Here is a 24,210-nt window from a genome sequence, read left to right on the forward strand (position 1 = left end):
AGTTGAAATACTTGTTAAAAGTATACGCCCCACAGGTCATAAAGTTTCTCGTTGCCCAGGCCCCTTTTGGCACTACGGATGAATGATGACGGTAGACTCGTCCACCCACTCCACACCCTCTTCGTGATAGAATGCCAGCTTCTGCATCAGTTGCACAAGAGCCTCATCCTTGCGTTTGGCCTCAATCATCACGTCAAGTCTTGGGGTGTCAGCTGCGATATGACGCAAGAAATCAAGCACAGGCTCTACCTCTACACCATCAGCATGACCTCGCAGATCCTTCTCGCTCTTCGGACTGGAGACATGGATTTTGGGTGGCAATGGCTGATCAGCCGGTGAATCTGCCTGGGCAAGCGGTGACTGCCAGGTCTTTAGAATATCAGGCCACAGATCCCATGCCTGTTCTCCTTCGTTGTTCACCCAATGGTGATGGATATCAAGTACCATGGGCAATCCCAAGCGCTGGCACACGGCAAGTGTCTCAGGCGCATTGAACGTTTTGTCATCATTTTCGAGTGTGAGCCGCTCCTGAATATCCCGATCCAGCTTCAAAAAGTTTTCTTCAAAACGAAGCGCCGCCGAAGGCTTGTCCCCGTATGCACCACCAATATGTATATTGTTCTTGGCAGTGGCATTTAGCCCCATGGCATCCAGCATCCGAACATGATGACGAAGGTCGCGAATCGAGTTGTGCAGAACTTGCTCGCGGGGGGTACTAAGTACGGTAAAATGATCCGGATGAAAGGACACACGCATATGATTTTCCTTCACAAAATCACCAATGGCCGCAAAGTCCTGCTTCAGCGCCGGGAACGGGTCCCAGTCATTCAGGTCCTCGTGTGTTGCCAGTGGAATCAATTTGGAAGAGAAGCGATATACATGAATATGGCTACCCTTGTTGTGCCTGAGCAAACGTAATGTATTGTGCAGGTTCTCGGCTGCAATCCGTTCGAGCTTGCGGATCGCCGCTTCCCTGTCATCGATTTTGTTAAAACTCGACATGGTCATGGTCCGGGAAGGCGAGGCGTTCTCAATAAGCACGGACATTGCCACGTAACCAAAGCGTACGAGCATGAATCTCTTCCTCTCTATTAGGGCGGAGAACCCACACGGCATATTCAGCCGTCAGGATGTACCGTCACTGTATATAACCAAGTTTTACCCTAAAAGAGTGACCATAATCGTATTCTGGCAAATCCGTCCTTCCGACCCGCACTTACAGTCAACAACTATTCCTGTGCTTGCTCTCCAAAGAACATCTCATCTGCAAGGGCAGTCTGAATGCGTGATTCTTCCTCAGTCAATTTGCGGATGAGTTGCATCTCCACCTCAGTTACCTCTTGCCCCTGGAAGTTGATCTCCGCAATGGAAACCACGATCTTGACGATGGCTACAGCCACGTTATCCGGTGTGTATGCAATCACTTTCTGGCCGGTAGGAAATACCCGGAAGCCCTGTTTGACCATTTTGCCGCGTCCGTATTCAAGCAGTTCGAACAGCTCCTGCTCATTCTTGAACTTGCATACGGAATTGAATTCAGTCTGAAATCCCATGCATATCCCTCCTGATCTTGTGGTCGCAGGCTACGCCTGTACGCCGTTCTCGTAATTCAGTGCCTGCTTGCGGTTGTAACGCTCCAGTGCCAGTTCAATCATGCGATCCAGCAGTTCGGCATACGATACACCTGTCTCACGCCAAAGAAGTGGATACATGCTGTATGGTGTGAAACCAGGCATGGTGTTGACTTCATTAATAAGCAAAGCGCCGTCATTTTTACGAATGAAGAAGTCGGCACGTGAAATACCGTTACCTTCAATCGCACGGAACGCCTGCAAAGCTGCCTCGCGAATGCGATCTGCGGCCTCTGGGTCCAGTGGAGCTGGAATCAGCATCTGTGATTGACCATCAATATACTTAGCTGCATAGTCATAATACTCACCGGAGGATACGATCTCACCTGGAACGGAAGCCATGGGCTCGTCATTGCCGAGGACGCTGACTTCAACCTCGCGTGCTTCAACGAACTCCTCAATGACAACCTTCGTGTCATACCGAAGTGCAAACTCGACAGCTGTCTTCAACTCATCGCGGTTACGTGCTTTGGAGATGCCTACACTGGAGCCCAGATTTGCCGGTTTGATAAAACAAGGATACCCCAGCTGATCTTCGACCTGTACGATCATTTCGTGCTCTGTCTGCTTCCATTGTGTCGCGTTAAAATACGTAAAGGCACATTGGTCAATGCCAGCCTGTGCAAACAACTTTTTCATGACCACTTTGTCCATGCCGCCAGCAGAAGCCAGTACACCTGCACCTACATATGGCATATCCGCCATCTCAAACATGCCCTGAATGGTACCATCCTCTCCAAACGTACCATGCAGCAGAGGGAACATCACGTCCAGCGCTTCTGCTCCGCCATACAAACGGCCAAACAGGGCGTTCAGTGCATCCTGCGTTCCACCCGCCGATTGCTCCAGCTTCAAGTCTTCAATCTGCGCGAACGGCGCATGCATGACAGGTCCTTTTTTCCACGTCCCCTGCTTGGAGATATAAAAAGGAACCAGTTCATACTTTTCATAATCAAATGCGTTTGTTACAGCAAACGCCGTTTGCAGCGACACCTCATGCTCGCCCGATTTTCCGCCGTACACGACGCCTACTTTTAATTTATCCATACTCATGTGTACCCTCCGATTATCTGTGCCTGATGCTGTCATGCTTGCATGCTCAGCACCCTTGTTATTCTGCTTGCATTATCTGGTCTTATTTTACACGGAACTGGATGTCTGCGTCACCGCATCCCGAAAATCTTTCGTCATCAAAATTCATCTGCAATATGAAAAAGCCGGTATACCGTCCGCTCCGTCCAAGCGTAAGAATCCCGGTAATCCCAAAATCGGTGACGGCTACTAACCGTATGTGCGTTAACAAGCGGCATGCCGCCCGCATCAAACGCGGTCACAACGGTGCTGTGCTGAAATCGTCCATCTCCATCCCAATCGTAGAGAATAACATCGCCGAGCATCAGCTGCTCAGGACGCTCCACTTCTGTCGCGGTCAGACCCCAGCTGCTGCCTGACAAATAACGCTCCAGACTGTTGGAAACTGCCCAACTGTAACTCCACATTTCGGAGCCGTTCACATACCCTTTATACCACCAGCCAGCTTCTCTTCTACCAGTATAGTGGATGGGTGCGCCCCCTGCAAAGAGACATTGGGACACGTAATTGGTGCAATCTACATCAAATTCCTCAAATGCCGGATTCCCCGCATTCCACCACCGATCTGCATAGGCAACCGCCAGATCTCTGCGATATGACTGCTGCCGTGAGCTTCTTCCTTGACCCAACACTTCCCGATTCAGCAGCGGCCGATTCATCGCCTGTACAAAATCAGCTTGTTGAAACGGACGTCCCTCCCCAGCAGGGCGACGCTCCGGCACTTCTCGCTCGACCCGTCCAATAATCCATCCACCACTCTGCCGCAGAAAGGTTAACCGCTCCCGCTCAATCCGGTCCTCCCGGTGGGTGATCCCGCTCTTCTCGTAGAACAGTCTGCTGTACAATTGTACATCCACCACCGCTTCTTCCTGGCCATCCATAAGCGTGCGCACAAGCTTGGCGCTGGTCTCGCTGCGAAGAGGCACGGCGCGCCGCTTACGATACCATTCGTCCAGCCTTGCCATACGCTCTCCCCGTTCCACCACGAAGTCAGGATCGGTAACGATCCGTTCGCTGGTCTGTGGACGGTAGTCGATCTCACAGCGATTGTACTGGTTCACGTAAGTATATAAGGCACTCTTCCATTCCCGTTCCAAGCCTATGTCCCCCTTTGGCATGAGTTCTGTCTGAAATATTTCATTGCGTATATAAACTCCTACTATTCATATGAAAGGGTCTTCGGTTGTATGTACACGGCTCAGGAGGGAGATCCGAAATTCGGCAAATACAGGTACACAAGATATCTTATTCCTGCTCGCTTCACGAAAACGCCTTCATCGGTCCAAAAGCTTGCTTGATCAGGCAAAAAGACCTTTACGTACGGAGGTGAAAACGGTATACTTAAAACTAAAGTTATGATTATGAAATTACGTTTCATCTGATGAAACTAACGAACAAGAACACGGAACGATGAAGGCCTGTTCTTCACCTAAATGAACGTTTTCTTCATCTCACCGACACATCCCAAGGAGGTACATGTATGTCAGCAAAGAATCATTTCTCCGCCGCTCGCAGTCTTGAGGTTGGAGGCAAGTCTTACCGCTACTACAGTCTCGATGCTCTTCAGGAAAACGGCCACGGCGATCTTTCCAGGCTCCCTTTCTCCATTAAAGTGTTGCTTGAAGCAGCAATTCGTCAATTCGACGGACGTGCCATCACCGAAGAACACGTAAAACAACTGACCGGCTGGGCAGATGGCCGTGACAATAACAAGGAAATTCCATTCATCCCTGCACGTATCGTTCTGCAGGATTTCACCGGTGTACCGGTTGTCGTTGACCTCGCTGCAATGCGTGATACTGTGAAAAAAGCAGGTGGCGATCCAAAACAGATCAACCCGCTCGTACCCGTCGATCTCGTTATCGACCACTCCGTTATGGTTGATGCTTTTGGTACCAACGATGCACTTGATTACAATATCAAAGTTGAGTTTGAGCGTAATGAAGAGCGTTACCGCTTCTTGCGTTGGGCGCAAACGGCATTCAACAACTTCCGTGCAGTTCCACCATCCACAGGGATCGTTCACCAGGTTAACCTGGAGTATCTGGCTTCCGTGGCAGCAACAAAAACTGTGGACGGCGAAACCGTTGTATTCCCGGATTCCCTCGTAGGTACAGACTCCCACACCACCATGATCAACGGACTTGGTGTTGTTGGTTGGGGTGTTGGTGGTATTGAGGCTGAAGCAGGTATGCTGGGACAACCGCTTTATTTTGTAACACCGGACGTTATCGGTTTCAAACTGACAGGCAGCCTGAGTGAAGGCGCAACAGCAACGGATCTGGCACTGACCGTTACCCAATTGCTTCGTAAAAAAGGCGTTGTTGGTAAATTCGTAGAGTTCTACGGACCAGGTCTTGCCAACATCGGTCTGGCTGACCGTGCAACAGTAGCCAACATGGCACCAGAATATGGCGCAACGATCGGTTTCTTCCCTGTTGATAGTGAAACGTTGAACTATCTGCGTAACACTGGCCGTCCTGACGAGCAGGTAGAATTGGTTGAAGCTTATTACAAAGCTCAAGGCATGTTCCGTACTTCAAGCACCGTTGATCCTGAATTCACAGATGTGATTGAACTGGATCTCGGCTCTGTTGTACCAAGTCTTGCAGGACCAAAACGTCCACAGGATCGCATCGAGCTGACACAAATGAAAGAAAGCTTCAACAGCATCATTCGCACACCTGTAGATAAAGGCGGCTACGGTCTGAGCGATGAGAAAATCGAACAATCCGTACCTGTGAAGCACCCGGACGGTTCCAACAGTGAACTGAAGGCAGGCGCTGTTGTGATCGCGGCGATCACAAGTTGTACGAACACTTCGAATCCAAGTGTTATGGTTGGAGCGGGACTACTGGCGAAAAAAGCAGTTGAACGCGGCCTGACCAAACCAGGATATGTGAAAAGCAGTCTGACACCAGGTTCCCTTGTTGTTACCGAGTACCTGGAAAAAGCAGGTCTGATCACGTATCTCGACAAACTCGGATTCAACGTTGCCGGCTACGGTTGTGCAACATGTATCGGTAACTCCGGCCCACTGCCGGACGAAGTGAGCGAAGCTATTGCTGAGAACGATATGACCGTAGCGGCTGTATTGTCCGGTAACCGTAACTTCGAAGGCCGTGTACACGCACAGGTTAAAGCCAACTACCTGGCATCACCACCACTCGTTGTGGCATATGCACTTGCGGGTACCGTAAATATTGACTTTGAAACCGATCCAATCGGTTATGATACGAACAATGAGCCTGTATTCCTGAAAGACCTCTGGCCTACCTCCGAGGAAATCAAGGATACCATCGCAAGTTCCCTGAACGCTCAGATGTTCCGCAACAAGTACGAGAATGTATTTACAGCCAATGAGCGTTGGAATTCAATTTCTGTACCGGAAGGTGAACTGTACGAGTGGGACCCGAACTCCACGTACATTCAGAACCCTCCGTTCTTCCAAGAGCTTGGCGACAAGTTGAACGATATCGCAGATATCCGTTCTGCACGTGTTATGGCATTGCTTGCGGATTCCGTAACAACGGATCACATCTCGCCAGCAGGTAATATTGCACCATCCAGCCCGGCTGGACTGTACCTGAAAGAGCATGGCGTAGAGCGCAAGGACTTCAACTCCTACGGTTCACGCCGTGGTAACCATGAAGTGATGATGCGTGGTACGTTTGCCAACATTCGTATTCGTAACCAGGTAGCTCCTGGTACAGAAGGCGGTATCACGAAGTACCTGCCAACGGACGAGGAAATGTCCATCTACGATGCTTCCATGAAGTATCAGGATGAAGGACAGAACCTGATCGTTATCGCTGGTAAAGAATATGGTACAGGAAGCTCCCGTGACTGGGCGGCAAAGGGAACATTCTTGCTCGGCGTCAAAGCCGTTATCGCAGAAAGCTTCGAGCGGATTCACCGTAGTAACTTGGTCGGCATGGGCGTAATGCCATTGCAATTCCAGGAAGGTCACGGCTGGTCCAGCCTTGGTCTGAACGGACGTGAAACGTATGACATTACTGGCCTCAGCAATGACGTGAAGCCAGGACAAGAGTTGAAAGTAACCGTAACTCGTGAAGACGGTACACAGTTCGAATTCCCTGTCATCGCTCGTCTGGACAGCATGGTTGACGTGGATTACTACCATAACGGCGGTATCCTGCAAACCGTATTGCGTCAAATGATGAAAAAAGCTTAATGATATAAATCATTAATGTGATGAAGTTATACAGAAAAGCTCCCTGCCACGTGCAATCAGCACGTGGCGAGGAGCTTTTTTTTGCTTTGCTTTTTATACTCGGGATATGTTTAAAAATCAATCTTCAAAGCCAACTGCCTTTTAATGCCCAATGTGATGTGAGGCTTGATCTAACAGTTGAATCGTGCCCATGATCAGAAACAAACACGACAGAGCAATTAACGAGCCTCCAACCCATCTAGACATGATCACTCGCTCCGCAATCTGTTTTTCCGAAGCATCCGTTACCTTGTGTGGATACACGAGAAATATTAGCCCTGCGCTAATGAACAGTACAGCCATTATAATCAAGTTCTTCCCCTCCTTACACGTGACTCTCCTTAGAATTTAACTTTTTCGTCGTCACGCGGGATTCTCCTACCGAGAACACCTTTTTCAAACCCATAGCCATAGTGAAAACAATGTATCCAATCAAGCCGCCGAGCGTATTGAGCATCAGATCATCCACATCGAATATCCCCATGCCCGTCAACAGCTGTGTCATTTCATAACCCAAACTGAGCAGCAAAGACAACAGTAGCACTTTTACTCCAGAGAATAACTTGTTACCCGTCAACACAGGGATGAAGATGCCCAGAGGGATAAAGGCCAGTATATTGCCTACCAGATGGATTGCGGTGCCAGGACGATGTAACGACAGACTGTTCCAGTCTCGTGAGATTTCCTGAAATGGTGTCAGGTTGACGGTTCGGTTATGGACCAGATCCGGTTGTTGCAAGAACGCCATCAGTCGATCCTTCACGATGCCCAAATCGACCGGGCTTCCTTTAAACAGAATCAGCTTAGTCAGCAGATATAAATAGATAATGAAAACGGCAATCCAAAGGATGTAATGTTTGGTTTTCTTCTGGTTGTTGTGCTTCATGTTGTTTCGCCTCCCTTGTGTTGCCCTGTTATTTCTTTACGGTGACGATGACGCCACCCATGTTATCACCCGATATTTCAGTTTGGCCTTGCTCAGGTATGTAAACGGTTGTGTCTCTGGTGGCCCGATAATAGCGGATATGATACTCCCGACCCTCTACTTCCACAGTAATGTTCTCTTTCTCTTTAAGCATATCGAGATACTCTTCCAGCACCAGATTATTCTTATACATGACAGCACTGTGCGGCAGCCCTACATATCGAAAGTGCCATGGTTCATACTGAATACCGGTGATGCGCACTTTATCCTTTGGGTAACGTAAAATAAATCCGTATTTCCATGCATTCTTTTCCAGCCAGGCACCCTCTGGTGCTTCATTCATCGCAGCCAAGCTCGAGCCGATATCCAGGGATAAACCAAGATTGTGCTCACTGTGTCCCGCAGGAAGTGCATAATCTGATCCCTTTTCCCGATATAACTCGTCCTGCTTTTCAAAGTCCCTGTACCCACTGCTGACGAGAAAATATCGGACTCCCTCTTCGCCTGCTGCTTCAACCATCCTCTGAAACTCCTGCGCCACCTGTCGTGATAACATGATTTTCTGATCCAGTATCCCATATCCACGAAGCAGATCATCCTCATGTGCCACATATACAATATCGGATTTAACTCCTTCCGGGTGTACGGGGTATTGCTTATCAACCAGTAACAAATTGCCCTTATGTACCTGATCCTGAATGTTTCCGGTGACGGATACGGTATAACCTGCGGGATTTTCACGCGTATTCTGAATCTCGATGGGCAACTCATCCTTCTGCTGAATCCATCCCGGTGATTGCGTAACGATATATCCGATCAAAATAATACATATCAAAAAGCCCCACTTCTTCATGCTTGTTCCTCCTTTTACCTCATACATCAAGGATAGACAACACAACTTAAAGAAAAAGCAGGGCAATTTTAAAGTTTTTCTTAAATTTTGACGTCAACCTTATTGGAAGACGGGCAAACGAACCTCGAATAACGTCTGTACCACGTCGCTTTGAGCCGAGATCGTACCGTCATGCTGCTCTACAATATTACGAGCGATAAACAGTCCAAGGCCTGTCCCACCCTCCTGAGGGGTCCTGGCACGATCTCCGGTGTAATACATATCGAAGATATGTGGCAATTCCTCCGGACGAATATGTCCACCATAGTTAATCACCTGAATGATGACCTGTTCTGCATCCCGATATCCATTAATATCTACGTACATGCCATCCTTGCCATGCCGTGCAGCGTTAATTAGCAGATTCTCGAACACACGAGCCAGCAGCTCGCCATCACCGGAGACCGTAAGGTCAGTGTCTATTTTTAGTCGGGCGACTAGTTGGTTCTTTTCAAATACAGGATAGAGTTCTTCGTTCATCTGCTTCAGCAGTTCGCTAAGATCCAGCTGTGTCTTGTTTATAGGCAACATGCCATAATTCATACGGGTAATTTCGAACAAATCATCAATCAGCTTCTCCAGGCGCTGTGATTTGGTGAATGCAATCGACGTAAAGTGCCTAACCTGCTCCTCCGTTAACTGATCATCCTTCATGAGCAGATCCAAATATCCAAGCACAGACGTCAGCGGTGTTCGCAGGTCATGCGCCAGATTGACAACAAGCTGGTCCTTACTATTTTCAGCAAAATCCCCTCGTTCTACTGCTTCCTTTAACTTCTCACTTGCCAGGTTCACATCTTCCGCAATCGTACCTAACTCGTCCTTCGAGGAGATCTGCACACGATGCTGAAAGTCACCGTTGGCCAAATGCCTGATCCCTGTAGAAATATCTTTGAAATACGTCGCGTAGGGTTTGGTAAACCAGAAGAAAAATAGAATGGCGAGTGGGATAAATAAAATCAGAAAGAAATAGATATCCCCGATACTTCTCATAAAATGACGATATTCAGCGAGCTGATCTTCTGCACGGACACCCGAATAATAGGCTTGCATAAGCTTGTAAATCCCATAGGTAATTGCACCAGAGGCAAGCATGCTTAACCCTAGCAACATAATCATGGTTGTACGAAAACTTCTTCGTTTAGTCATTAAACGTGTACCCCACACCCCAGATGGTTTTGATAAACTTGTTCTTGTTCACATCTTCCCCCAGCTTTTTGCGCAGGGTCCGAATGTGGACCATCACGGTATTCCCACTCTCGTAATAGGCTTCTCCCCAGACCTGTTCAAAAATGTTTTCTGCACTGAATACCTGCTTGGGGTGGCTCGCGAGCAGATACAAAATGTCAAACTCCTTCGGTGTTAGTTCCACTGGTTTGCCGTAGAGTGTAACGCGATGTTGATCTGGCGTGATGATGAGCCCACCTTTCTCCAGAATGGACCTCTGCACAGGCGCAGACTGGCTGAATTGCAGCGAACGACGTAACTGGGAGTTAACCCGGGCAACAAGCTCCATCGGATTAAACGGTTTGGTCATATAATCGTCCGCACCCATCACAAGTCCCGTAATTTTGTCCATATCTGATGTTTTGGCACTCAGGAAAATGATCGGCAAATGATGCTGCTCCCGAATTTTACGGGTCACCTCATACCCATCCATGCCAGGCATCATAATGTCCAGAATCGCCAAATCTATCGCTTGGGTCTGAACAGCTTGAACCGCCGCCTTCCCATCAAAGGCCTTAATGGTGTGATATCCTTCTTTTTGTAAATGTAAAGCAACCAGATCAGCGATCTCAACTTCATCGTCTGCGATCAGAATCGTAATTCGCTTCATTGCTTATTCCACTCCTATGTGTGATGCTCAACAATATAACATATTTGAATCCAACAGATAAACCAATGAAAGGAATCCATACATATGAAACTGGAGCGTTTATTAGCCATCGTGGTGTTGCTAATCAATCGTGGACGGGTACAAGCCAAAGACTTGGCAGATATGTTCGAAGTATCAATCCGGACCATCTATCGGGACATCGATACATTGGGTCAAGCAGGCATCCCCGTGGTGACATATCAGGGGGCAAGCGGTGGGATTGGTCTGGCAGAGGGTTACCGTCTGGATCGAAACGTATTAACAGACAAGGACCTCGCCTCCATCGTCACTGCACTGCGCAGTGTATCCACTTCCCATGCTAATGCGGCGCGTGAGCTTCTGGTCGAAAAACTCAGCAGTATCGTACCTGAATCCAAAAATGACGATTTTCAGGCCAATACGAATCGATTCATCGTGGATTATTCAACCTGGACGCATCCCGAAGCGCTGAAAATCAAGCTTGAACTTATCGAACAGGGTATGGATCAATTACGCCCCGTAACCTTTACCTACTGCAGTGCGGAAGGTATCCATACTCACCGAACTGCCGACCCTCATACCATCGTACTCAAGAAGCATTCCTGGTATCTGTATGCTTTTTGTCACGAGCGGAATCAATTTCGCATGTTCAAGCTTGTGCGCATGCAAGATGTCACGCTTGCTAATGAGCACTTCGAGCGTAAAGTCATCAACCCACAGGACAGACCCTGGCAACAGGAATGGAGCCGTCCGGACAATCAAGCTAGGTTAACCTTGAAATTCCATGCTCGCGTCCGTCATATTGCGGAAGAATGGTTTGGGATCGAGAACGTCATGCCTGATGGGACAGGGTATTACATCAGCCAGGTTGCTTTTCCCGAGGATGGCTGGTTATATGGGTTCATTCTGGGCTTCGGCGCGGACGTTGAAGTATTGGAACCTCAGCATATTCGGGATGAAATCTGCCGTATCGCGGAGCAAATTGTACAAAATTATATACCTCCGACTCAAACCTGACAGACAGCTGTCCAGTTCCTACCCTTATACTTCAGATATATTCAATCTGTACATATATGAGGAGGAACTAATCATGAACGTCACTGTATGTCAAAGCTGCGGCATGCCGCTCACAACCCCTGCCCAATTCGGAACGGAAGCAGATGGAAGCACAACCCGTGAGTACTGTATCTATTGTTACAAAGAGGGCAAGTTTGAGCAGCCCGGTATGTCACTTGAAGGCATGACCGAGATGTGCACTGCCATTCTGAAGGACGAAGGCATGGATGAGGAATCCGCTCGTTCGATGCTGCGTAACCAGCTTCCTTTTTTGAAGCGTTGGCGCACGAATACAACGGATCAACACACAGAATCTCTGGCTGAAAACTCTACTGCTTCCGCTAATCCTGGTCAGGTAACAACAGAGCATTCGTTCTCTGCCCAGCCCGTTCGTTATGTCACGCTCCCTGGCAAACGTATTGCCGGCGTATCCGCCCGCACAACCAACGCCATTGAGATCAGTGGCAAAGGCTGTATTCAGGGACTCTGGAACAATTATTTTGCCTCAGAGCACCTCCCTGCACCTGAAGTTGTTCGCTATGGTTGTTACACGGATTACACCGATGGGATAACCGGAGAATACACCATACTGGTAGGGCATGAGGTCAGTCCGAACGAATCATTGCCTGAAGGATTGGACGACATTTTACTCCCTCCTGCAACTTACGCCGTATTCACTTCCAGAAAAGGACCGATGGCAGAGGTTGTTGGCGAAGCCTGGGGAGCCGTGTGGGCCTGGGATAAACAAAGTGATCGTACGTTCACCGGGGATTTTGAATTATATGATGAACGCAGCCTGAATCCCGAAAGTGTACAAGTGGATATATACATCGCTGTTCGCCAAAGTAGATAAAACCAACACGATACCACCTCAGACAGAATCAAAGTTTCATCGCATCTTTCTTCATAATCAAGCAAGCTGCCGGGTTCGCTCGGCAGTTTTTTTGTTATATCCGGAACTACATTATCCCCTAAACAACCCGACCATGGTACCAAGTTAGTTAGCATGCTTTGCATCATTTAACCAGATAATATGCCTCATATGCGGGTACCATTGACTTCCTTAAAATTGGGACTATTCACATAACAACCGATTCGATCCTCCCATATCAAACCTTTAATATTAGGTCCTTTACTCCTGAATTTCCCTAAAAACGTTTACATCTCCTTAAAACCGGGTAAAATCACTACAATCCAATTGGAATTACGCTTTAAACTCTTTTATTTCGTCTAACAAGTCACATGTACCTATATGCGCACCTGGCATGGTAACCAGTCGAAATACATAATTCAAAAAAACGCATCAAAGGAGGAACCAAGATGATCCGCATGCCTATTCAGCAAATGATCCCGTACCATCACCAATATCCGCGCAACACGGCGACCACTGCTCCTAAAAAGGAGAATGAGAACACTCAAGGTCTATCCTTTCATGAAATTCTGCAACAAAAAATGGCGAAGAAAAATGCTTCTCCTTCCCTTAGATAAAAATGGACACCGGACCGACCCTAGTCGAGTCAGGTTATCAACCGTCTTTCCGCAGCTTGGCGGAAGGGCGGTTATTGGCGTTGAGCCATAAACGACTGTACAGTTCTCAGGCATGTTTCTATAATGGTTTAAATATCTAAAAGATCCATGACATATACGAACTGTAAAAGGGGACTTAGCACATGATCACCATTGGTTGTTTTCACGCTCATTATTCCAACATCGCCTTAATTGAAGAGACGCTTGCTCCTTATGAAGTTGAATTGGTCCATTACGTCGATCCAGGTCTGGACCGTCTTAAACATGACGCTGACTTTTCCGAGGTTGTCGTTCGCGAGAAGGTAGCCCAGACGCTCCAATGGATCGCTGAGTGTCATGCCGATGCCATTCTGGTCACGTGTACCCTGTTTGCGACAGTACTGGAGCAGGAAGCCACACAGGTCCCTGTGCCTGTGATCGGCATAGATGATCCGTTATTGCAGGAGATGCGGCGAGTAGCAGGAGATTACATAATCGCATTCACCAACCCGGCAACCATTGAAGGAACGATGGCGCGGGTGAATCAGACATTACAGCAAGAGGATGAGAATGGGCAACTACACGTTGCCAAGACATCTCAGACGGAAGCGGTGTGCATCCCTGGGACATTTGAGTTGATTATGCGTGGAGATCAGCAAGGGTATCTCGAAGCGGTACGAGAAGGCTTACAGCAGATTGCTGAGCAGTACCCGGGTAAAGCGGTAGTGGCGGCCCAACTGTCTATGGCTCCCGCTGCTGCACAGGTTACAATAGATCACGGTATTCCAATCCATAGCCCGCTGGCATTGCTTGCGGCGTATTTGGAGAAGGATTTGGGCTTGGCTCGACAGTAGCTGCTGATTTGGAGTGAAATATTACAATCACTAAAAAGATGTGAAAACTACTATATCGACTCCTTTTGCAAAATAAAAATGCTCTCGAACAAGAGCATTTCAAATGGTATAATCACTTTGTACAGCCAATTTGTGGTGGGAAATAGGCTTGCCTCCAGTGGGAGGTGATCCTATGAACTTCTCTTTTAACGACGTAATCGTGTTCGCGATGTTAATTATTGCGCTCCTGACATACATCGATCGTAAAAAGAAGTGACCCGCCACAGGTTGACGGCCTGACGGGTCACTTCATCTGAACTTGCTGCACTCGGAGGAATACCCACCGCAAATGCTGTGCAGGAGTAGCCATTGGCCTGGCTACTCTTATTGGTGTTTACTTACATTCATTTTATTAAACATCTGCTAGACAATCAACCATAATGCTGATAAAAAGTATCAGGAAGCTGATCAATAAGATGAAGAAGACGACATGATAGCAGTATTCTCACCTTCAAACGATGTCAGACTGCCCAGCTTGCGCTGTACCGGCGCCTAGGAACGTGTCCGATATTCCTCGGCTTTTTCCTGCATCCCGGCAGCTACAGCCTCATTCTCGGACAATCCTTTATCCGCGGCAAAGGCACGAATGTCCTGCGTGATGCGCATGCTACAGAACTTTGGTCCGCACATGGAGCAGAAATGAGCTTCTTTGGCTCCTTCTGCTGGCAGCGTCTCATCATGGTAGGACAGCGCACGTTCCGGGTCCAGTGACAGGTTGAACTGGTCACGCCAACGGAACTCGAACCGCGCTTTGGACAATGCGTCATCGCGGCGTTGAGCACGCGGATGGCCTTTCGCCAGATCGGCGGCATGAGCTGCGATCTTGTAGGCGATGACCCCTTCCCGCACATCATCCTTGTTGGGCAGGCCCAAATGTTCTTTTGGCGTAACATAACAGAGCATGGACGTGCCGAACCAGCCAATCATGGCTGCCCCAATGGCGGACGTGATGTGATCATATCCTGGCGCAATGTCGGTCGTTAGCGGCCCAAGTGTGTAGAACGGTGCTTCTTTACAGATTTCCATCTGCAAGTCCACATTCTCCTTGATCTTATGCATCGGCACGTGACCCGGACCTTCGATCATCACCTGCACATCATGCTTCCATGCGATCTGCGTCAGTTCCCCGAGCGTAGCCAGTTCCGCCATCTGAGCTTCATCGTTGGCATCGTAGATACTGCCTGGACGAAGTCCATCTCCCAGCGAAAACGCCACATCATACCTTTTCATAATCTCGCAGATTTCTTCAAAATGGGTGTACAAAAAATTCTCCTGATGATGCGCCAGACACCATGCTGCCATAATGGAACCGCCCCGAGACACAATGCCTGTCATTCGCTTGGCGGTCATGGGGATATAACGCAGCAGTACACCTGCATGAATCGTAAAGTAGTCCACGCCCTGCTCTGCCTGCTCAATGAGTGTGTCACGGTACAACTCCCAGGTCAGCGCTTCCGCTTCGCCATTCACCTTCTCCAGCGCCTGATACAGCGGCACCGTACCAATCGGCACAGGTGAATTGCGGATAATCCATTCCCGGGTGGTATGAATGTTTTTGCCTGTGGACAGATCCATCACCGTATCCGATCCCCAGCGTACCGCCCAAGTCATCTTCTCCACCTCTTCCTCGATGGAGGAAGATACAGAAGAGTTGCCTATATTGGCATTGATCTTCACATGAAAATGACGACCGATCAACATCGGCTCACTCTCCGGGTGATTGATGTTGGATGGCAGAATGGCCCGTCCACTCGCCAGCTCCTGTCTCACAAATTCCGGTTCCACGCCTTCACGAATGGCGGCAAACTCCATCTCTGCCGTAATGACTCCCTGCCTCGCGTAGTGCATCTGAGTCACACAGCGTCCTGTCTGTGCTCGCAGCGGTTTGCCTCGTAATCCGGGGTACTCTTCAGCGCCAGCTCTCTTCCCTCCGGGCTTCAGTCCGTTATCCTCCGGTTTAACTGTACGGCCTTGGTAAGTTTCGACATCGCCACGCTCTGTGATCCAGCGAGTGCGCAGGGCTGGCAGACCTGCACGGATATCCGCATGAAATTTGGGATCGGTCATGGGGCCGCTCGTATCGTAGACACGCAGCGGTTCGTTATGCTCCACTCCTTGGGGAGTATTCGTGTCATGAAGGGCTATCTCACGCTCCGGTACAGCAATGTCCGGCCGTGAGCCCTGAATGTAGACTTTGCGGCTACCGGGAAAGGGCTGAACCCGTCCGGCCGCTCCTGTTTCTTTTTCCACCTGCTGATCGTTATGTCCCTGCTCCGTCGCTTGTTGTCCCGTTTGATTTCCTGTACTCATGTTCGCTTGTCTCCTCCTCAGTATTCGTCGCTTGTTTGGTTGGAATAGTCATTAGCTCACTTACGTACCTGTCCCAAATCATGCGCAATGCAGAGAAGAAAGAGCGATCCTACACCAGACCAGGGGAGACACTTTTCATGTACAGTTAACAACAGACGGAGGTCACCACAGATCATCGATCTATGAGACTTCCCTCCTCATCCAAGCCCGCTTTTGCAGGTTAGTGAAAAAGAAGCCCATAGAATCCGCGCTATATCGCCCGTTCCCTGTATATAAAAAAGCCGGTCCCCGAAGGAACCGACTTTTATGTCCATCACCAATAATGCACCTTTATGCAGCTCCTTAACGGAGCCCTACAAGGGTCACATCATGTGGTGGTTGTGGTCATATCGCCGATTACTTCCCTACGCTGGTATGATCCAGATCAGGTGCAAAGGGTCCGGAATCTCATGCGATTCCGTCTCAGTCCGGACAATTCGGACTCCCCCAGTAACGTTAATAAGTTGCGGCTTACATAAGCCGCCGTTCATATTCAATGAAGCTGGCTCCGTTGGGCCGTCCATTACAGAGTAGCGCAACCGGAACATAAAAACAACCTTTATATTCCAGAACACCAACCCAATTGGAGAAAAATCTTAACTCAACATCAGGATAACATGAGCCCCATTTGCGTAGCAGCATCCTTCAACACAGGTGCGTATTCATGCAATGTCTCCTGCGAGAGTCGGCTGACAGGCCCTGAGACCGAGAGGGCAGCTGCAATATTGCCTCTGCGATCCATAATCGGAACAGATACCGCGGCGGCTCCCGGCTCACGTTCCTCATAACTCGTCGCATATCCGTTATCCCGGATATCTCCCATCTGCGCCAAATACACCGCCGGATCAATAAACACCGGCCATTCCGGCCCGTTCATCAGTTCTTCACGATCCTCGTCCGTGGCAAACGCCATCAGGACTTTGCTGGAAGCCCCCACAGACAGCGGGAGTCTAACACCAACGGGAGCAACTCGGCGGATCGCCTGATCACTTTGCACCGCCTGAATACGAATCCGTTCACTCCCATCACGCAGGTACAGACTCACGGTCTCCCCCAATCGATCTCTCAGTCGCTCCATCGCAGGCAACAGCAGAATAGCGGGATCATCACTGCGGGACATATGAGCTGACAGCTCCCAGATTCGGATGCCAAGTCGGTACTTCTCTGTTGCTGCATCGCGGATCACGAACCCTCGATCCTCCAGCGTAGCCATCAAGCGGTGCACTGTACTTTTGTGCAGGCCAATCTGGCTGGCAATTTCGGTGAGTCCCAGATCACTGCGTGTGGTAAAACATAATAATATATCCAGCGCCCGTTCCACAGCCCGGACGGTTAACTTGCGATCTTCCATGGCATAATGCCCTCCTCATGTTTCATCACATGAAACTTGGTTACATAAATTATATGAGAAACGGTCTCATCTGTAAACCAAAAAGAGCCAAAATCAAAATAGGCCAACGTGTAAATTTTTCCTTTTTATAAGACTTAATCCCCTGTAATTTACACACTAAGGTAATGTTACCCATATATCTTAAGAACTATATAACAATTGCGTAACAAATGCCCTCAATCAATTGACTTTGACTATACGGGAACATACGATAAAGATATATTACATTAAGATATCGCTCTGAAGCAGGCTCTGAAATCGACGCAATTCTCTTTTCATGTCGTTGTTATCTTCAACTGAACTTCAAAGGAGGGGCATTCATGTATCAATCATCCCAGAGCGAAGCCCCGCTGCAAACAAAAGTGTCCGATCTGCCCTCTTCCCTATCACCGAGGCTGATTCGGTTCAAACATATTATCGTAGCGTTGCTGCTCTCCGTTGTATTTTTTCTACTGTTTTGTTTTATTGCACTGCATGGTTATATCGCATGGGTATTATCCAATCCAACGGTAGCGCCTGTCTTCTCCAATCCGATGCAAGCCAAGAACATGAAGTATGAAGACATCACGTTCCCGGCAGCAGATGGCAGCCGCACGATGCAGGGATGGTATATTCCTGCTGACAATGCTGCAAGCAAAACGATTATTTTCAGTCACGGCTATGGTGCCAATCGTGAAGAAACATGGGTACCCATGTATGACCTGGCACACTATGCCCATCAACTTGGGTTCAACGTGGTGATGTTCGATTACGGCTTCGCTTCTCAAGTGAACAAAGCTGTAGCCACAGGTGGCAAAGCTGAGTCACAGCAACTGCTCGGTGCGATCCAGTTCGCCAAGCAACGTGGTGCGCAGGAACTGGTTGTCTGGGGCTTCTCGATGGGTGCCGGTACAGCGTTACAAACCGGACTGATTACGAAGGAAGTGGATGCAATGATTCTGGACAGTGCGTTCCTGCTGGAGCCAGATACGCTGTACCACAACATTCACAACCAGATCGATCTGCCACGTCAGCCTACACTGGAGATCATGAAACTGTTGTTCCCTGTTCTGAATGGTACCGGATTACAACAGATTCCATACCAGGAAGTGAAAAAGGAAGATTATCCGTTCCCGATTTTCTTCATCCATGGTACAGAGGACGAGAAGGCGCCTTATCCAATTGCGGAGCAACTCGCCGCCAACCAGACCAATCCGTACTCCGATGTATGGATTGTCCAGGATGCGCATCATGAGTTGATCTTCCGGGAGCATCCAAAGGAATATCTGCGCCGTGTTTCAACTTTCCTCAGTCATGTAACGAAAACAAGCAGTGACGATGTGCAGAACACGAATAATGGACAATAACCAAATTTCAATCATCGAATTTTTTCCAGAGCCCTCAGGGGCTCTTTTTTTTGCACTCATAGGACAACAAGCTCGCGGAATATACTCTTGGGACGCATGAACAGACGGTCTGCATGCAATGAATTTCATCTGAAGGAGGTTCAACATAGATGAACTGGTATGGATATGGTCACCTGCTGCCTCTGCGGACATTGGAGGAAATCCGTTTCTGGAAAGAGCAGGAGAAAGAACATACACTCGTCATCCGTGCCCTGGTTCCTGATCTGGAGCCCCCATACGTCAAGCTACTGGAGGAATGGGAGGTTACCTTTGCAAACAGTGAGCGAGTAGCCAATCAGCTTTTAAAACAACTATTGCCCGCAACCCATCCACCTGCTCCCTACATGGTTCGTTGTATCGATCAACTTGTTTTGGCAGCTCGGCAGCAATCGAGAGAGTTCATCAAACAGCTGTATGTTCTTCTGGAGCAAAGTGCTGCTGTGCAAGCTGTTCCGCTTGCCAAAGTACTCATTCTGCATTTTATCCGCGAGTCGGAGTATTTTCTGGGCGTATTGGATACGCTTGGCCAACCTGGCATCTTGCGTGAAACGGATTCGGAACCGTCACTTTTTCTGGAAAATGCGCTGCATACGTCAGGGCCAGGAAGCATCCATCGCCAAGCTTCAGAAGCCCCAACTTCTCCAGAGGGAAATGTAAATGCACCTGCCGGTTCAGCTCAGATTCAATCCGCAACCATTCAACCGCCTTCTACGGGAACAACACAAGCCACACCCAGCTCTACAGCACCTCCCGTAAAAGAGAAGCCGGTTCCCATCGGAGGACACACCCTGCCTCCTCTCCCCTATGCGTACAATGCGCTGGAGCCACATATTGATGAGCTGACGATGCGTATCCATCATGACAAACACCATCAATCTTATGTGGATGGACTAAATGTAGCAGAGAAGAAGCTGGCGGAATCGCGAAAAAAGAATAACTTTGAACTCATCAAACATTGGGAACGTGAACTCGCCTTCAACGGGGCAGGCCACTACCTGCATACGATCTTCTGGACAATTATGAATCCTGCTGGCGGCGGCAAACCTTCCGGTATGCTGGCAGAGCAAATCAAGCGAGATTTCGGAAGTTATGAAGCGTTTAAGAATCAATTCACGGAAGCTGCGAACAAGGTGGAAGGCAGTGGCTGGGCGATGCTTGTCTGGAGCCCGAGAGCACATCGTTTGGAGATTTTGCAGGCGGAAAAACACCAGAACCTGTCCCAGTCCGATATCGTACCGCTCCTGCCACTGGATGTGTGGGAACACGCCTACTATCTGAAACATCAAAACGAACGCAAAAAGTATATCGAGGATTGGTGGAATGTGGTCTACTGGCCCGCTGTTGCCGAACGTTACGAAACAGCACGCAAGTTGTTGTGGCCGCCTTATTAAGATTGGGGTTAGATGGATTAGAGAAAAAAGAGATATCTCCAGCCGAATGACTGAACGATATCTCTTTTGGTGTATACAAAAAAGCAAGTCTCCTGTAAAAAGAGACTTGCTTGTATTTTGAGAGACTTCCTATTTCTAAATGTTCACTTAAGAAGCACAGCCCTCGCACGCCACATAGTTGTCGCCAACCTGTTTGCTAATGGAGATCAGATCGCCCAGCTTGATATCAGACTCATCTGTAAACTCCAGATCGGCTATACGTGCAACGATCAGTGCAGCAGCCTCTTCCTTGCTTGTTGCCATTTGGCTGAACTCGGATTTTTCGCCTGTTGATACAACCTCATATAAATACGTATATCTCAATGTGTCCATCCTAACACTCTCCTTCCGAAATCACATCATATCATCTCTATTAACCAATTCCAAGCCCTAGTAAAAAGTGTTAATCGTATCGCAGTTTCATCTGCTCAGCTGTCAGGCGTACTTCTTCAGAGCCAACGCTAAGCACCCTGCTGGTCTCCGCCTGTGGATAGCGATCTCGCAGTGTTCGAACCAAAGCCGCAGTATATGCCGCAGCTGAAGGTACACCTGCCAATTCGTTCAGACTTGCCATCGTGCCAGGCTGAACATTGGGATATCCTTCACTCACCCCGCCTGCTGCATGCTGATAGAATTGTCGCACATCTGCTGCTAGTTGATCTCCCTGACCTTCCACGATGATAAAAGCAGTAATAATATACGCCTTTGCCTGCCTGCGCTGGGCAATACCACAGAATTTCAGCCCACCTACACTGACATCATAATCTCCCGGGCAAAAAGCACCCTGGACCTCACCAGTTTGCGCCTGATTCGACCACGGCGTTAACGACTCGGCAATAATCGAAGCCATCTCCCGGAAATCATCATGAATATTGATGGCATGTCCGGGATTAGGCAGAATCAGCGACACATTAACTACCCCTGGGTTCAAGGGTACTGCCGCTCCACCGGAAGGCCGAACACAGACCGCTGTCCCTTGGCTTCTAATCTGTTCCATCGCTTCTACAGCCTGTGGCAACCTGCGGTCACGCAGACCCGCTACAAAGGCATCTGGGTGTCTCCATATATGTGCAACAGGTGGATGCCCTGCCCCAACCCGCCTGCACATAACTTCTTCCCAAGCAAAAGCTTCGAGTACACTACTACCTTGTCGCATGAGTGGTGTCTCCCAGATTTGCAGACACAATGTAGCCTGTTGATCTGCCTGTAGTCCCTTTTCCGGCTGAACCGGTTGATCTGAATGGGAAGGTACACTCATCGTTCCATTACCTCCGGCTTAACGAATTCATATGTATCCAGTATATAGGAATGACAACGCATATATAAATAAGCCGGTTCCCAGGGAACACGGCTTATTTATATCACATCCTATGGCTTAGAAACTGCTGCTTCCAAAACCAAAGGAACTTGCTAATCCGGCTTGTCCAGCGAGTGGACATACCTGATCTTAATCTTTCACCAAAGACAAGAATTCTGCACGTTGTGCCGGGTTCTCACGGAAAGAACCACGTACAGCAGACGTTACCGTCTTGCTTCCCGGTTTCTTCACGCCGCGGGAACACATGCACAAGTGCTCGCCTTCCACAACGACCATAACTCCGTGCGGCCCTACAGCCTCTGTCAAAATGTCAGCGATCTGTGAAGTAATACGTTCCTGAACTTGAAGGCGACGTGTTACTGCTTCGACCAGACGAGCCATTTTGCTCAGACCAACGATCTTGCCGCTTGGTATATACCCAATGTGTACCTTGCCGAAAAACGGCGCCATGTGGTGCTCACACTGACTGTAGTAGACAATATCCTTGACGATAACCAGTTCTTCATGATTCTCGTCAAACGTTACACCGAGCACATCGCGCGGGTCTACTTCATATCCGCCAAAAATTTCTTCATACATTCGGGTCACACGTGCAGGCGTTTCAAGTAGCCCTTCACGTGTACTATCTTCTCCGATCAATTTCAGGATCTGCTCTACATGATACTCGATCTTCTCCCGATTGTCGGATACTTTTGAATTCAAATAATCTTTAACGCCAGCCACTGCCAAACGCCTCCTTTCGAACCACAATAAGGTAAGCAGTTATTCACTGCTATTATTTTCGGCGGCCCGAACTTTTACGCGCAGGATGCTGTTGCGGCTGAGGCATTTTCGCTCCTGGCTGCTGATTCTTCATCATCTGCTGGGCACGCTGCATTTGCTTGCCATTCAGGTTGTAGCCCATTTGCTTCGCCATTTTCTGAAGCATGTCCGGATTGCTTTGCATTTTCTCAAGTTGTTTACGCAAGTAGAACACCCCGATGAAAAATCCCCCGACCAGACCAACAATCAATGTAATAATCGGTATAACAATATCCATCTCTTAGACACCTCTGTATGCATTCTAAAAAGCCTGATAATCTGTGTCACTTCATGATGTTCGACACATAAGTTGTAAACCTGACACAGAGCGGATTTCCTGAAAGTATCATAGCATTTCCGCCCGCCTTGAGCAAACGGATTTTCCAGTTGAACCGCACACAAGCTACGTCATGACTGCTTCAATGAAAACGGTTGTATGCTGAGCCAGATCGATTTCAACCACATCCAGAGAATAACGCGTACTTCCGCGCGCCACCCTGATTACAGGTCTGCCGGGCAATCCTCGATGCTGACGCACAATGACTCCAGTCTCTTTGGTGGACAGTCGTACCGCTGTACCATTGGGATACACGGATACACTCTTGTTGAACTCAATCAGAATGTCCCGATCCAACTTCGTACCAGACAACGCCATCATCTCTTCACAGGCCTCATGTGGCATCAAACTATCCTTGGATAAACCATTAATGAGATTATCATAGATATTAGCCACACTAACGATTCTCGCAAACAGATGAATGTCACTCCCCTTGATCCCTCTCGGCATGCCTGTACCATCTACATGCTCATGATGTTGCAGGGCTGTATGAGCGACCAACAGACTGAACTCCCGTTTGTTCTTAATCACTTCGAATCCACGCCACGTGTGGTGCAGCGAAGAATTCGCAGCAGAGCCACTGCCCGGAGGTTCCCCCACTTTGCCAATATCATGCAATAATGCCCCCACAGCAAGGTCCTTCAGTTGATTATAATTGAGTCCCATATTCAGTCCGATGACCGAAGACAACAAACATACATTCATCGCATGAACATACTGTGCATTGTCTTTGGTACGAATATCGGTGAGCTGCACAAGCATTTCACGCCCGTTCAGTACATCATTCAGCAACTTCTCTATACTGAGGGCAACCTTTCTCGGACTCCAGTCTTTCCCGGATCGAATGGATTCGAGTGTGACACTCATTTCGTTAATTATTGCCCGTTTCGTGGTTTCATCCAGAATGTCTTCTGCATCCACATCTTTATACGCTTCATCCTGGATGTATAACATGGTCACGCCAATACGCTTCAGCGTATTGACCATATATACGGTGAGCTGGACTCCGGCAGACAGCAGTACCGTGCCGTTACTGGAATATACCGTCTTGCCCAGAAGCTCCCCCGCTTCCACGCTCTCCACGTTTACATACTTCATGAACGTCCCCCGCTCTTA

Annotated in this window: 23 protein-coding genes and 1 riboswitch; of the genes, 7 read left to right on the forward strand and 16 right to left on the reverse strand. The window is 48.6% G+C overall.

What is annotated here, in order from left to right; all coding sequences use genetic code 11:
• Positions 1–72 precede the first annotated feature (72 nt).
• The 4 genes from uvsE to PAEAM_RS04300 all read right to left on the reverse strand — a co-directional run bounded on the left by uvsE (position 73) and on the right by PAEAM_RS04300 (position 3,820).
• Entirely contained in the window at positions 73–1,074 is a 1,002-nt protein-coding gene (gene uvsE / locus PAEAM_RS04285; RefSeq protein WP_074093415.1) for a UV DNA damage repair endonuclease UvsE, read from the reverse strand.
• A 155-nt stretch (positions 1,075–1,229) separates the two neighbouring features.
• The gene (locus PAEAM_RS04290) at positions 1,230–1,553 is read right to left on the reverse strand and encodes a hypothetical protein (RefSeq protein WP_036614107.1); all 324 of its coding nucleotides are present in this window, start codon (positions 1,551–1,553) and stop codon (positions 1,230–1,232) included.
• Positions 1,554–1,583: 30 nt separating this feature from the next.
• Complete coding sequence (locus PAEAM_RS04295; protein ID WP_036614110.1) at positions 1,584–2,684, reverse strand: D-alanine--D-alanine ligase; 1,101 nt, start codon at positions 2,682–2,684, stop codon at positions 1,584–1,586.
• 137 nt (positions 2,685–2,821) lie between these two features.
• A complete protein-coding gene (locus PAEAM_RS04300; RefSeq protein WP_370511462.1) occupies positions 2,822–3,820 on the reverse strand; it encodes an amidase domain-containing protein in 999 nt (332 codons plus the stop codon).
• A gap of 383 nt (positions 3,821–4,203) precedes the next feature.
• Here PAEAM_RS04300 and acnA point away from each other — a divergent pair, with 383 nt between their 5' ends.
• The gene (acnA, locus tag PAEAM_RS04305) at positions 4,204–6,918 is read left to right on the forward strand and encodes an aconitate hydratase AcnA (RefSeq protein WP_036614112.1); all 2,715 of its coding nucleotides are present in this window, start codon (positions 4,204–4,206) and stop codon (positions 6,916–6,918) included.
• 141 nt (positions 6,919–7,059) lie between these two features.
• Here acnA and PAEAM_RS04310 read toward each other — a convergent pair whose 3' ends face one another.
• The 5 genes from PAEAM_RS04310 to PAEAM_RS04330 form a co-directional block, all read right to left on the reverse strand.
• A complete protein-coding gene (locus tag PAEAM_RS04310) occupies positions 7,060–7,269 on the reverse strand; it encodes a hypothetical protein (RefSeq protein WP_036614116.1) in 210 nt (69 codons plus the stop codon).
• 13 nt (positions 7,270–7,282) lie between these two features.
• Positions 7,283–7,843 (reverse strand): VanZ family protein, encoded by a 561-nt coding sequence (locus PAEAM_RS04315; protein ID WP_100526781.1) that lies wholly within the window; start codon positions 7,841–7,843, stop codon positions 7,283–7,285.
• 28 nt (positions 7,844–7,871) lie between these two features.
• Positions 7,872–8,735: a M15 family metallopeptidase gene (locus PAEAM_RS04320; RefSeq protein WP_100526782.1), complete on the reverse strand. Its 864-nt coding sequence runs from the start codon at positions 8,733–8,735 to the stop codon at positions 7,872–7,874.
• 99 nt (positions 8,736–8,834) lie between these two features.
• On the reverse strand, positions 8,835–9,923 hold the full coding sequence (locus PAEAM_RS04325) for a HAMP domain-containing sensor histidine kinase (RefSeq protein WP_100526783.1): 1,089 nt from the start codon (positions 9,921–9,923) through the stop codon (positions 8,835–8,837).
• Positions 9,916–10,611, reverse strand: a complete 696-nt coding sequence (locus PAEAM_RS04330; protein WP_036614121.1) for a response regulator transcription factor — start codon at positions 10,609–10,611, stop codon at positions 9,916–9,918. Before PAEAM_RS04330 ends, PAEAM_RS04325 begins: the two co-directional genes overlap by 8 nt.
• 84 nt (positions 10,612–10,695) lie before the next feature.
• On the opposite strand from PAEAM_RS04330, the gene PAEAM_RS04335 reads away from it, so the two are divergent.
• The 4 genes from PAEAM_RS04335 to PAEAM_RS04345 all read left to right on the forward strand — a co-directional run bounded on the left by PAEAM_RS04335 (position 10,696) and on the right by PAEAM_RS04345 (position 14,045).
• Entirely contained in the window at positions 10,696–11,646 is a 951-nt protein-coding gene (locus PAEAM_RS04335) for a helix-turn-helix transcriptional regulator (RefSeq protein ID WP_036614123.1), read from the forward strand.
• A 73-nt stretch (positions 11,647–11,719) separates the two neighbouring features.
• On the forward strand, positions 11,720–12,538 hold the full coding sequence (locus PAEAM_RS04340; protein ID WP_100526784.1) for a zinc ribbon domain-containing protein: 819 nt from the start codon (positions 11,720–11,722) through the stop codon (positions 12,536–12,538).
• Positions 12,539–13,005: 467 nt separating this feature from the next.
• A complete protein-coding gene (locus PAEAM_RS31695; RefSeq protein WP_017690769.1) occupies positions 13,006–13,173 on the forward strand; it encodes a hypothetical protein in 168 nt (55 codons plus the stop codon).
• A gap of 182 nt (positions 13,174–13,355) precedes the next feature.
• The gene (locus PAEAM_RS04345; protein WP_100526785.1) at positions 13,356–14,045 is read left to right on the forward strand and encodes a hypothetical protein; all 690 of its coding nucleotides are present in this window, start codon (positions 13,356–13,358) and stop codon (positions 14,043–14,045) included.
• Positions 14,046–14,576: 531 nt separating this feature from the next.
• Here PAEAM_RS04345 and thiC read toward each other — a convergent pair.
• Together thiC and PAEAM_RS04355 are read right to left on the reverse strand one after the other, a co-directional pair.
• Positions 14,577–16,394 (reverse strand): phosphomethylpyrimidine synthase ThiC, encoded by a 1,818-nt coding sequence (gene thiC, locus PAEAM_RS04350; RefSeq protein ID WP_243391269.1) that lies wholly within the window; start codon positions 16,392–16,394, stop codon positions 14,577–14,579.
• A 384-nt stretch (positions 16,395–16,778) separates the two neighbouring features.
• A riboswitch (TPP riboswitch) is annotated at positions 16,779–16,892 on the reverse strand.
• Between the two features lie 148 nt (positions 16,893–17,040).
• On the reverse strand, positions 17,041–17,784 hold the full coding sequence (locus PAEAM_RS04355; protein WP_017690772.1) for an IclR family transcriptional regulator: 744 nt from the start codon (positions 17,782–17,784) through the stop codon (positions 17,041–17,043).
• A 359-nt stretch (positions 17,785–18,143) separates the two neighbouring features.
• On the opposite strand from PAEAM_RS04355, the gene PAEAM_RS04360 reads away from it, so the two are divergent.
• Together PAEAM_RS04360 and PAEAM_RS04365 are read left to right on the forward strand one after the other, a co-directional pair.
• Positions 18,144–19,169 carry an alpha/beta hydrolase gene (locus tag PAEAM_RS04360; protein ID WP_076329855.1) on the forward strand — a complete coding sequence of 342 codons (1,026 nt, stop codon included), beginning with the start codon at positions 18,144–18,146 and terminating at the stop codon, positions 19,167–19,169.
• Between the two features lie 149 nt (positions 19,170–19,318).
• On the forward strand, positions 19,319–20,599 hold the full coding sequence (locus PAEAM_RS04365) for a Fe-Mn family superoxide dismutase (RefSeq protein WP_100526786.1): 1,281 nt from the start codon (positions 19,319–19,321) through the stop codon (positions 20,597–20,599).
• 147 nt (positions 20,600–20,746) lie between these two features.
• Here the strand turns inward: PAEAM_RS04365 and PAEAM_RS04370 are convergent, their stop codons facing one another.
• From PAEAM_RS04370 to PAEAM_RS04390, 5 genes are all read right to left on the reverse strand, one after another.
• Positions 20,747–20,971 carry a hypothetical protein gene (locus tag PAEAM_RS04370; protein ID WP_036614132.1) on the reverse strand — a complete coding sequence of 75 codons (225 nt, stop codon included), beginning with the start codon at positions 20,969–20,971 and terminating at the stop codon, positions 20,747–20,749.
• Positions 20,972–21,041: 70 nt separating this feature from the next.
• A complete protein-coding gene (locus tag PAEAM_RS04375) occupies positions 21,042–21,896 on the reverse strand; it encodes a lipoate--protein ligase family protein (protein WP_100526787.1) in 855 nt (284 codons plus the stop codon).
• Between the two features lie 189 nt (positions 21,897–22,085).
• Positions 22,086–22,679 (reverse strand): GTP cyclohydrolase I FolE, encoded by a 594-nt coding sequence (folE, locus tag PAEAM_RS04380; protein WP_100526788.1) that lies wholly within the window; start codon positions 22,677–22,679, stop codon positions 22,086–22,088.
• A 52-nt stretch (positions 22,680–22,731) separates the two neighbouring features.
• Entirely contained in the window at positions 22,732–22,995 is a 264-nt protein-coding gene (locus PAEAM_RS04385; protein ID WP_017690778.1) for a YneF family protein, read from the reverse strand.
• A gap of 165 nt (positions 22,996–23,160) precedes the next feature.
• On the reverse strand, positions 23,161–24,192 hold the full coding sequence (locus PAEAM_RS04390) for an HD-GYP domain-containing protein (protein WP_017690779.1): 1,032 nt from the start codon (positions 24,190–24,192) through the stop codon (positions 23,161–23,163).
• Positions 24,193–24,210: the final 18 nt, after the last annotated feature.

The sequence above is a fragment of the Paenibacillus sp. GM1FR genome (assembly GCF_002803315.1).
Lineage (GTDB): Bacteria > Bacillota > Bacilli > Paenibacillales > Paenibacillaceae > Paenibacillus > Paenibacillus amylolyticus.

Excerpts from the sequence above, each read along its gene's own strand:
- uvsE (WP_074093415.1), bottom strand. The coding sequence starts at position 1,074 with ATGCTCGTACGCTTTGGTTACGTGGCAATGTCCGTGCTTATTGAGAAC.
- PAEAM_RS04290 (WP_036614107.1), bottom strand. The coding sequence starts at position 1,553 with ATGGGATTTCAGACTGAATTCAATTCCGTATGCAAGTTCAAGAATGAG.
- PAEAM_RS04295 (WP_036614110.1), bottom strand. The coding sequence starts at position 2,684 with ATGAGTATGGATAAATTAAAAGTAGGCGTCGTGTACGGCGGAAAATCG.
- acnA (WP_036614112.1), top strand. The coding sequence starts at position 4,204 with ATGTCAGCAAAGAATCATTTCTCCGCCGCTCGCAGTCTTGAGGTTGGA.
- PAEAM_RS04315 (WP_100526781.1), bottom strand. The coding sequence starts at position 7,843 with ATGAAGCACAACAACCAGAAGAAAACCAAACATTACATCCTTTGGATT.
- PAEAM_RS04320 (WP_100526782.1), bottom strand. The coding sequence starts at position 8,735 with ATGAAGAAGTGGGGCTTTTTGATATGTATTATTTTGATCGGATATATC.
- PAEAM_RS04325 (WP_100526783.1), bottom strand. The coding sequence starts at position 9,923 with ATGACTAAACGAAGAAGTTTTCGTACAACCATGATTATGTTGCTAGGG.
- PAEAM_RS04330 (WP_036614121.1), bottom strand. The coding sequence starts at position 10,611 with ATGAAGCGAATTACGATTCTGATCGCAGACGATGAAGTTGAGATCGCT.
- PAEAM_RS04335 (WP_036614123.1), top strand. The coding sequence starts at position 10,696 with ATGAAACTGGAGCGTTTATTAGCCATCGTGGTGTTGCTAATCAATCGT.
- PAEAM_RS04340 (WP_100526784.1), top strand. The coding sequence starts at position 11,720 with ATGAACGTCACTGTATGTCAAAGCTGCGGCATGCCGCTCACAACCCCT.
- PAEAM_RS31695 (WP_017690769.1), top strand. The coding sequence starts at position 13,006 with ATGATCCGCATGCCTATTCAGCAAATGATCCCGTACCATCACCAATAT.
- PAEAM_RS04345 (WP_100526785.1), top strand. The coding sequence starts at position 13,356 with ATGATCACCATTGGTTGTTTTCACGCTCATTATTCCAACATCGCCTTA.
- thiC (WP_243391269.1), bottom strand. The coding sequence starts at position 16,394 with ATGAGTACAGGAAATCAAACGGGACAACAAGCGACGGAGCAGGGACAT.
- PAEAM_RS04355 (WP_017690772.1), bottom strand. The coding sequence starts at position 17,784 with ATGGAAGATCGCAAGTTAACCGTCCGGGCTGTGGAACGGGCGCTGGAT.
- PAEAM_RS04360 (WP_076329855.1), top strand. The coding sequence starts at position 18,144 with ATGTATCAATCATCCCAGAGCGAAGCCCCGCTGCAAACAAAAGTGTCC.
- PAEAM_RS04365 (WP_100526786.1), top strand. The coding sequence starts at position 19,319 with ATGAACTGGTATGGATATGGTCACCTGCTGCCTCTGCGGACATTGGAG.
- PAEAM_RS04370 (WP_036614132.1), bottom strand. The coding sequence starts at position 20,971 with ATGGACACATTGAGATATACGTATTTATATGAGGTTGTATCAACAGGC.
- PAEAM_RS04375 (WP_100526787.1), bottom strand. The coding sequence starts at position 21,896 with ATGAGTGTACCTTCCCATTCAGATCAACCGGTTCAGCCGGAAAAGGGA.
- PAEAM_RS04385 (WP_017690778.1), bottom strand. The coding sequence starts at position 22,995 with ATGGATATTGTTATACCGATTATTACATTGATTGTTGGTCTGGTCGGG.
- PAEAM_RS04390 (WP_017690779.1), bottom strand. The coding sequence starts at position 24,192 with ATGAAGTATGTAAACGTGGAGAGCGTGGAAGCGGGGGAGCTTCTGGGC.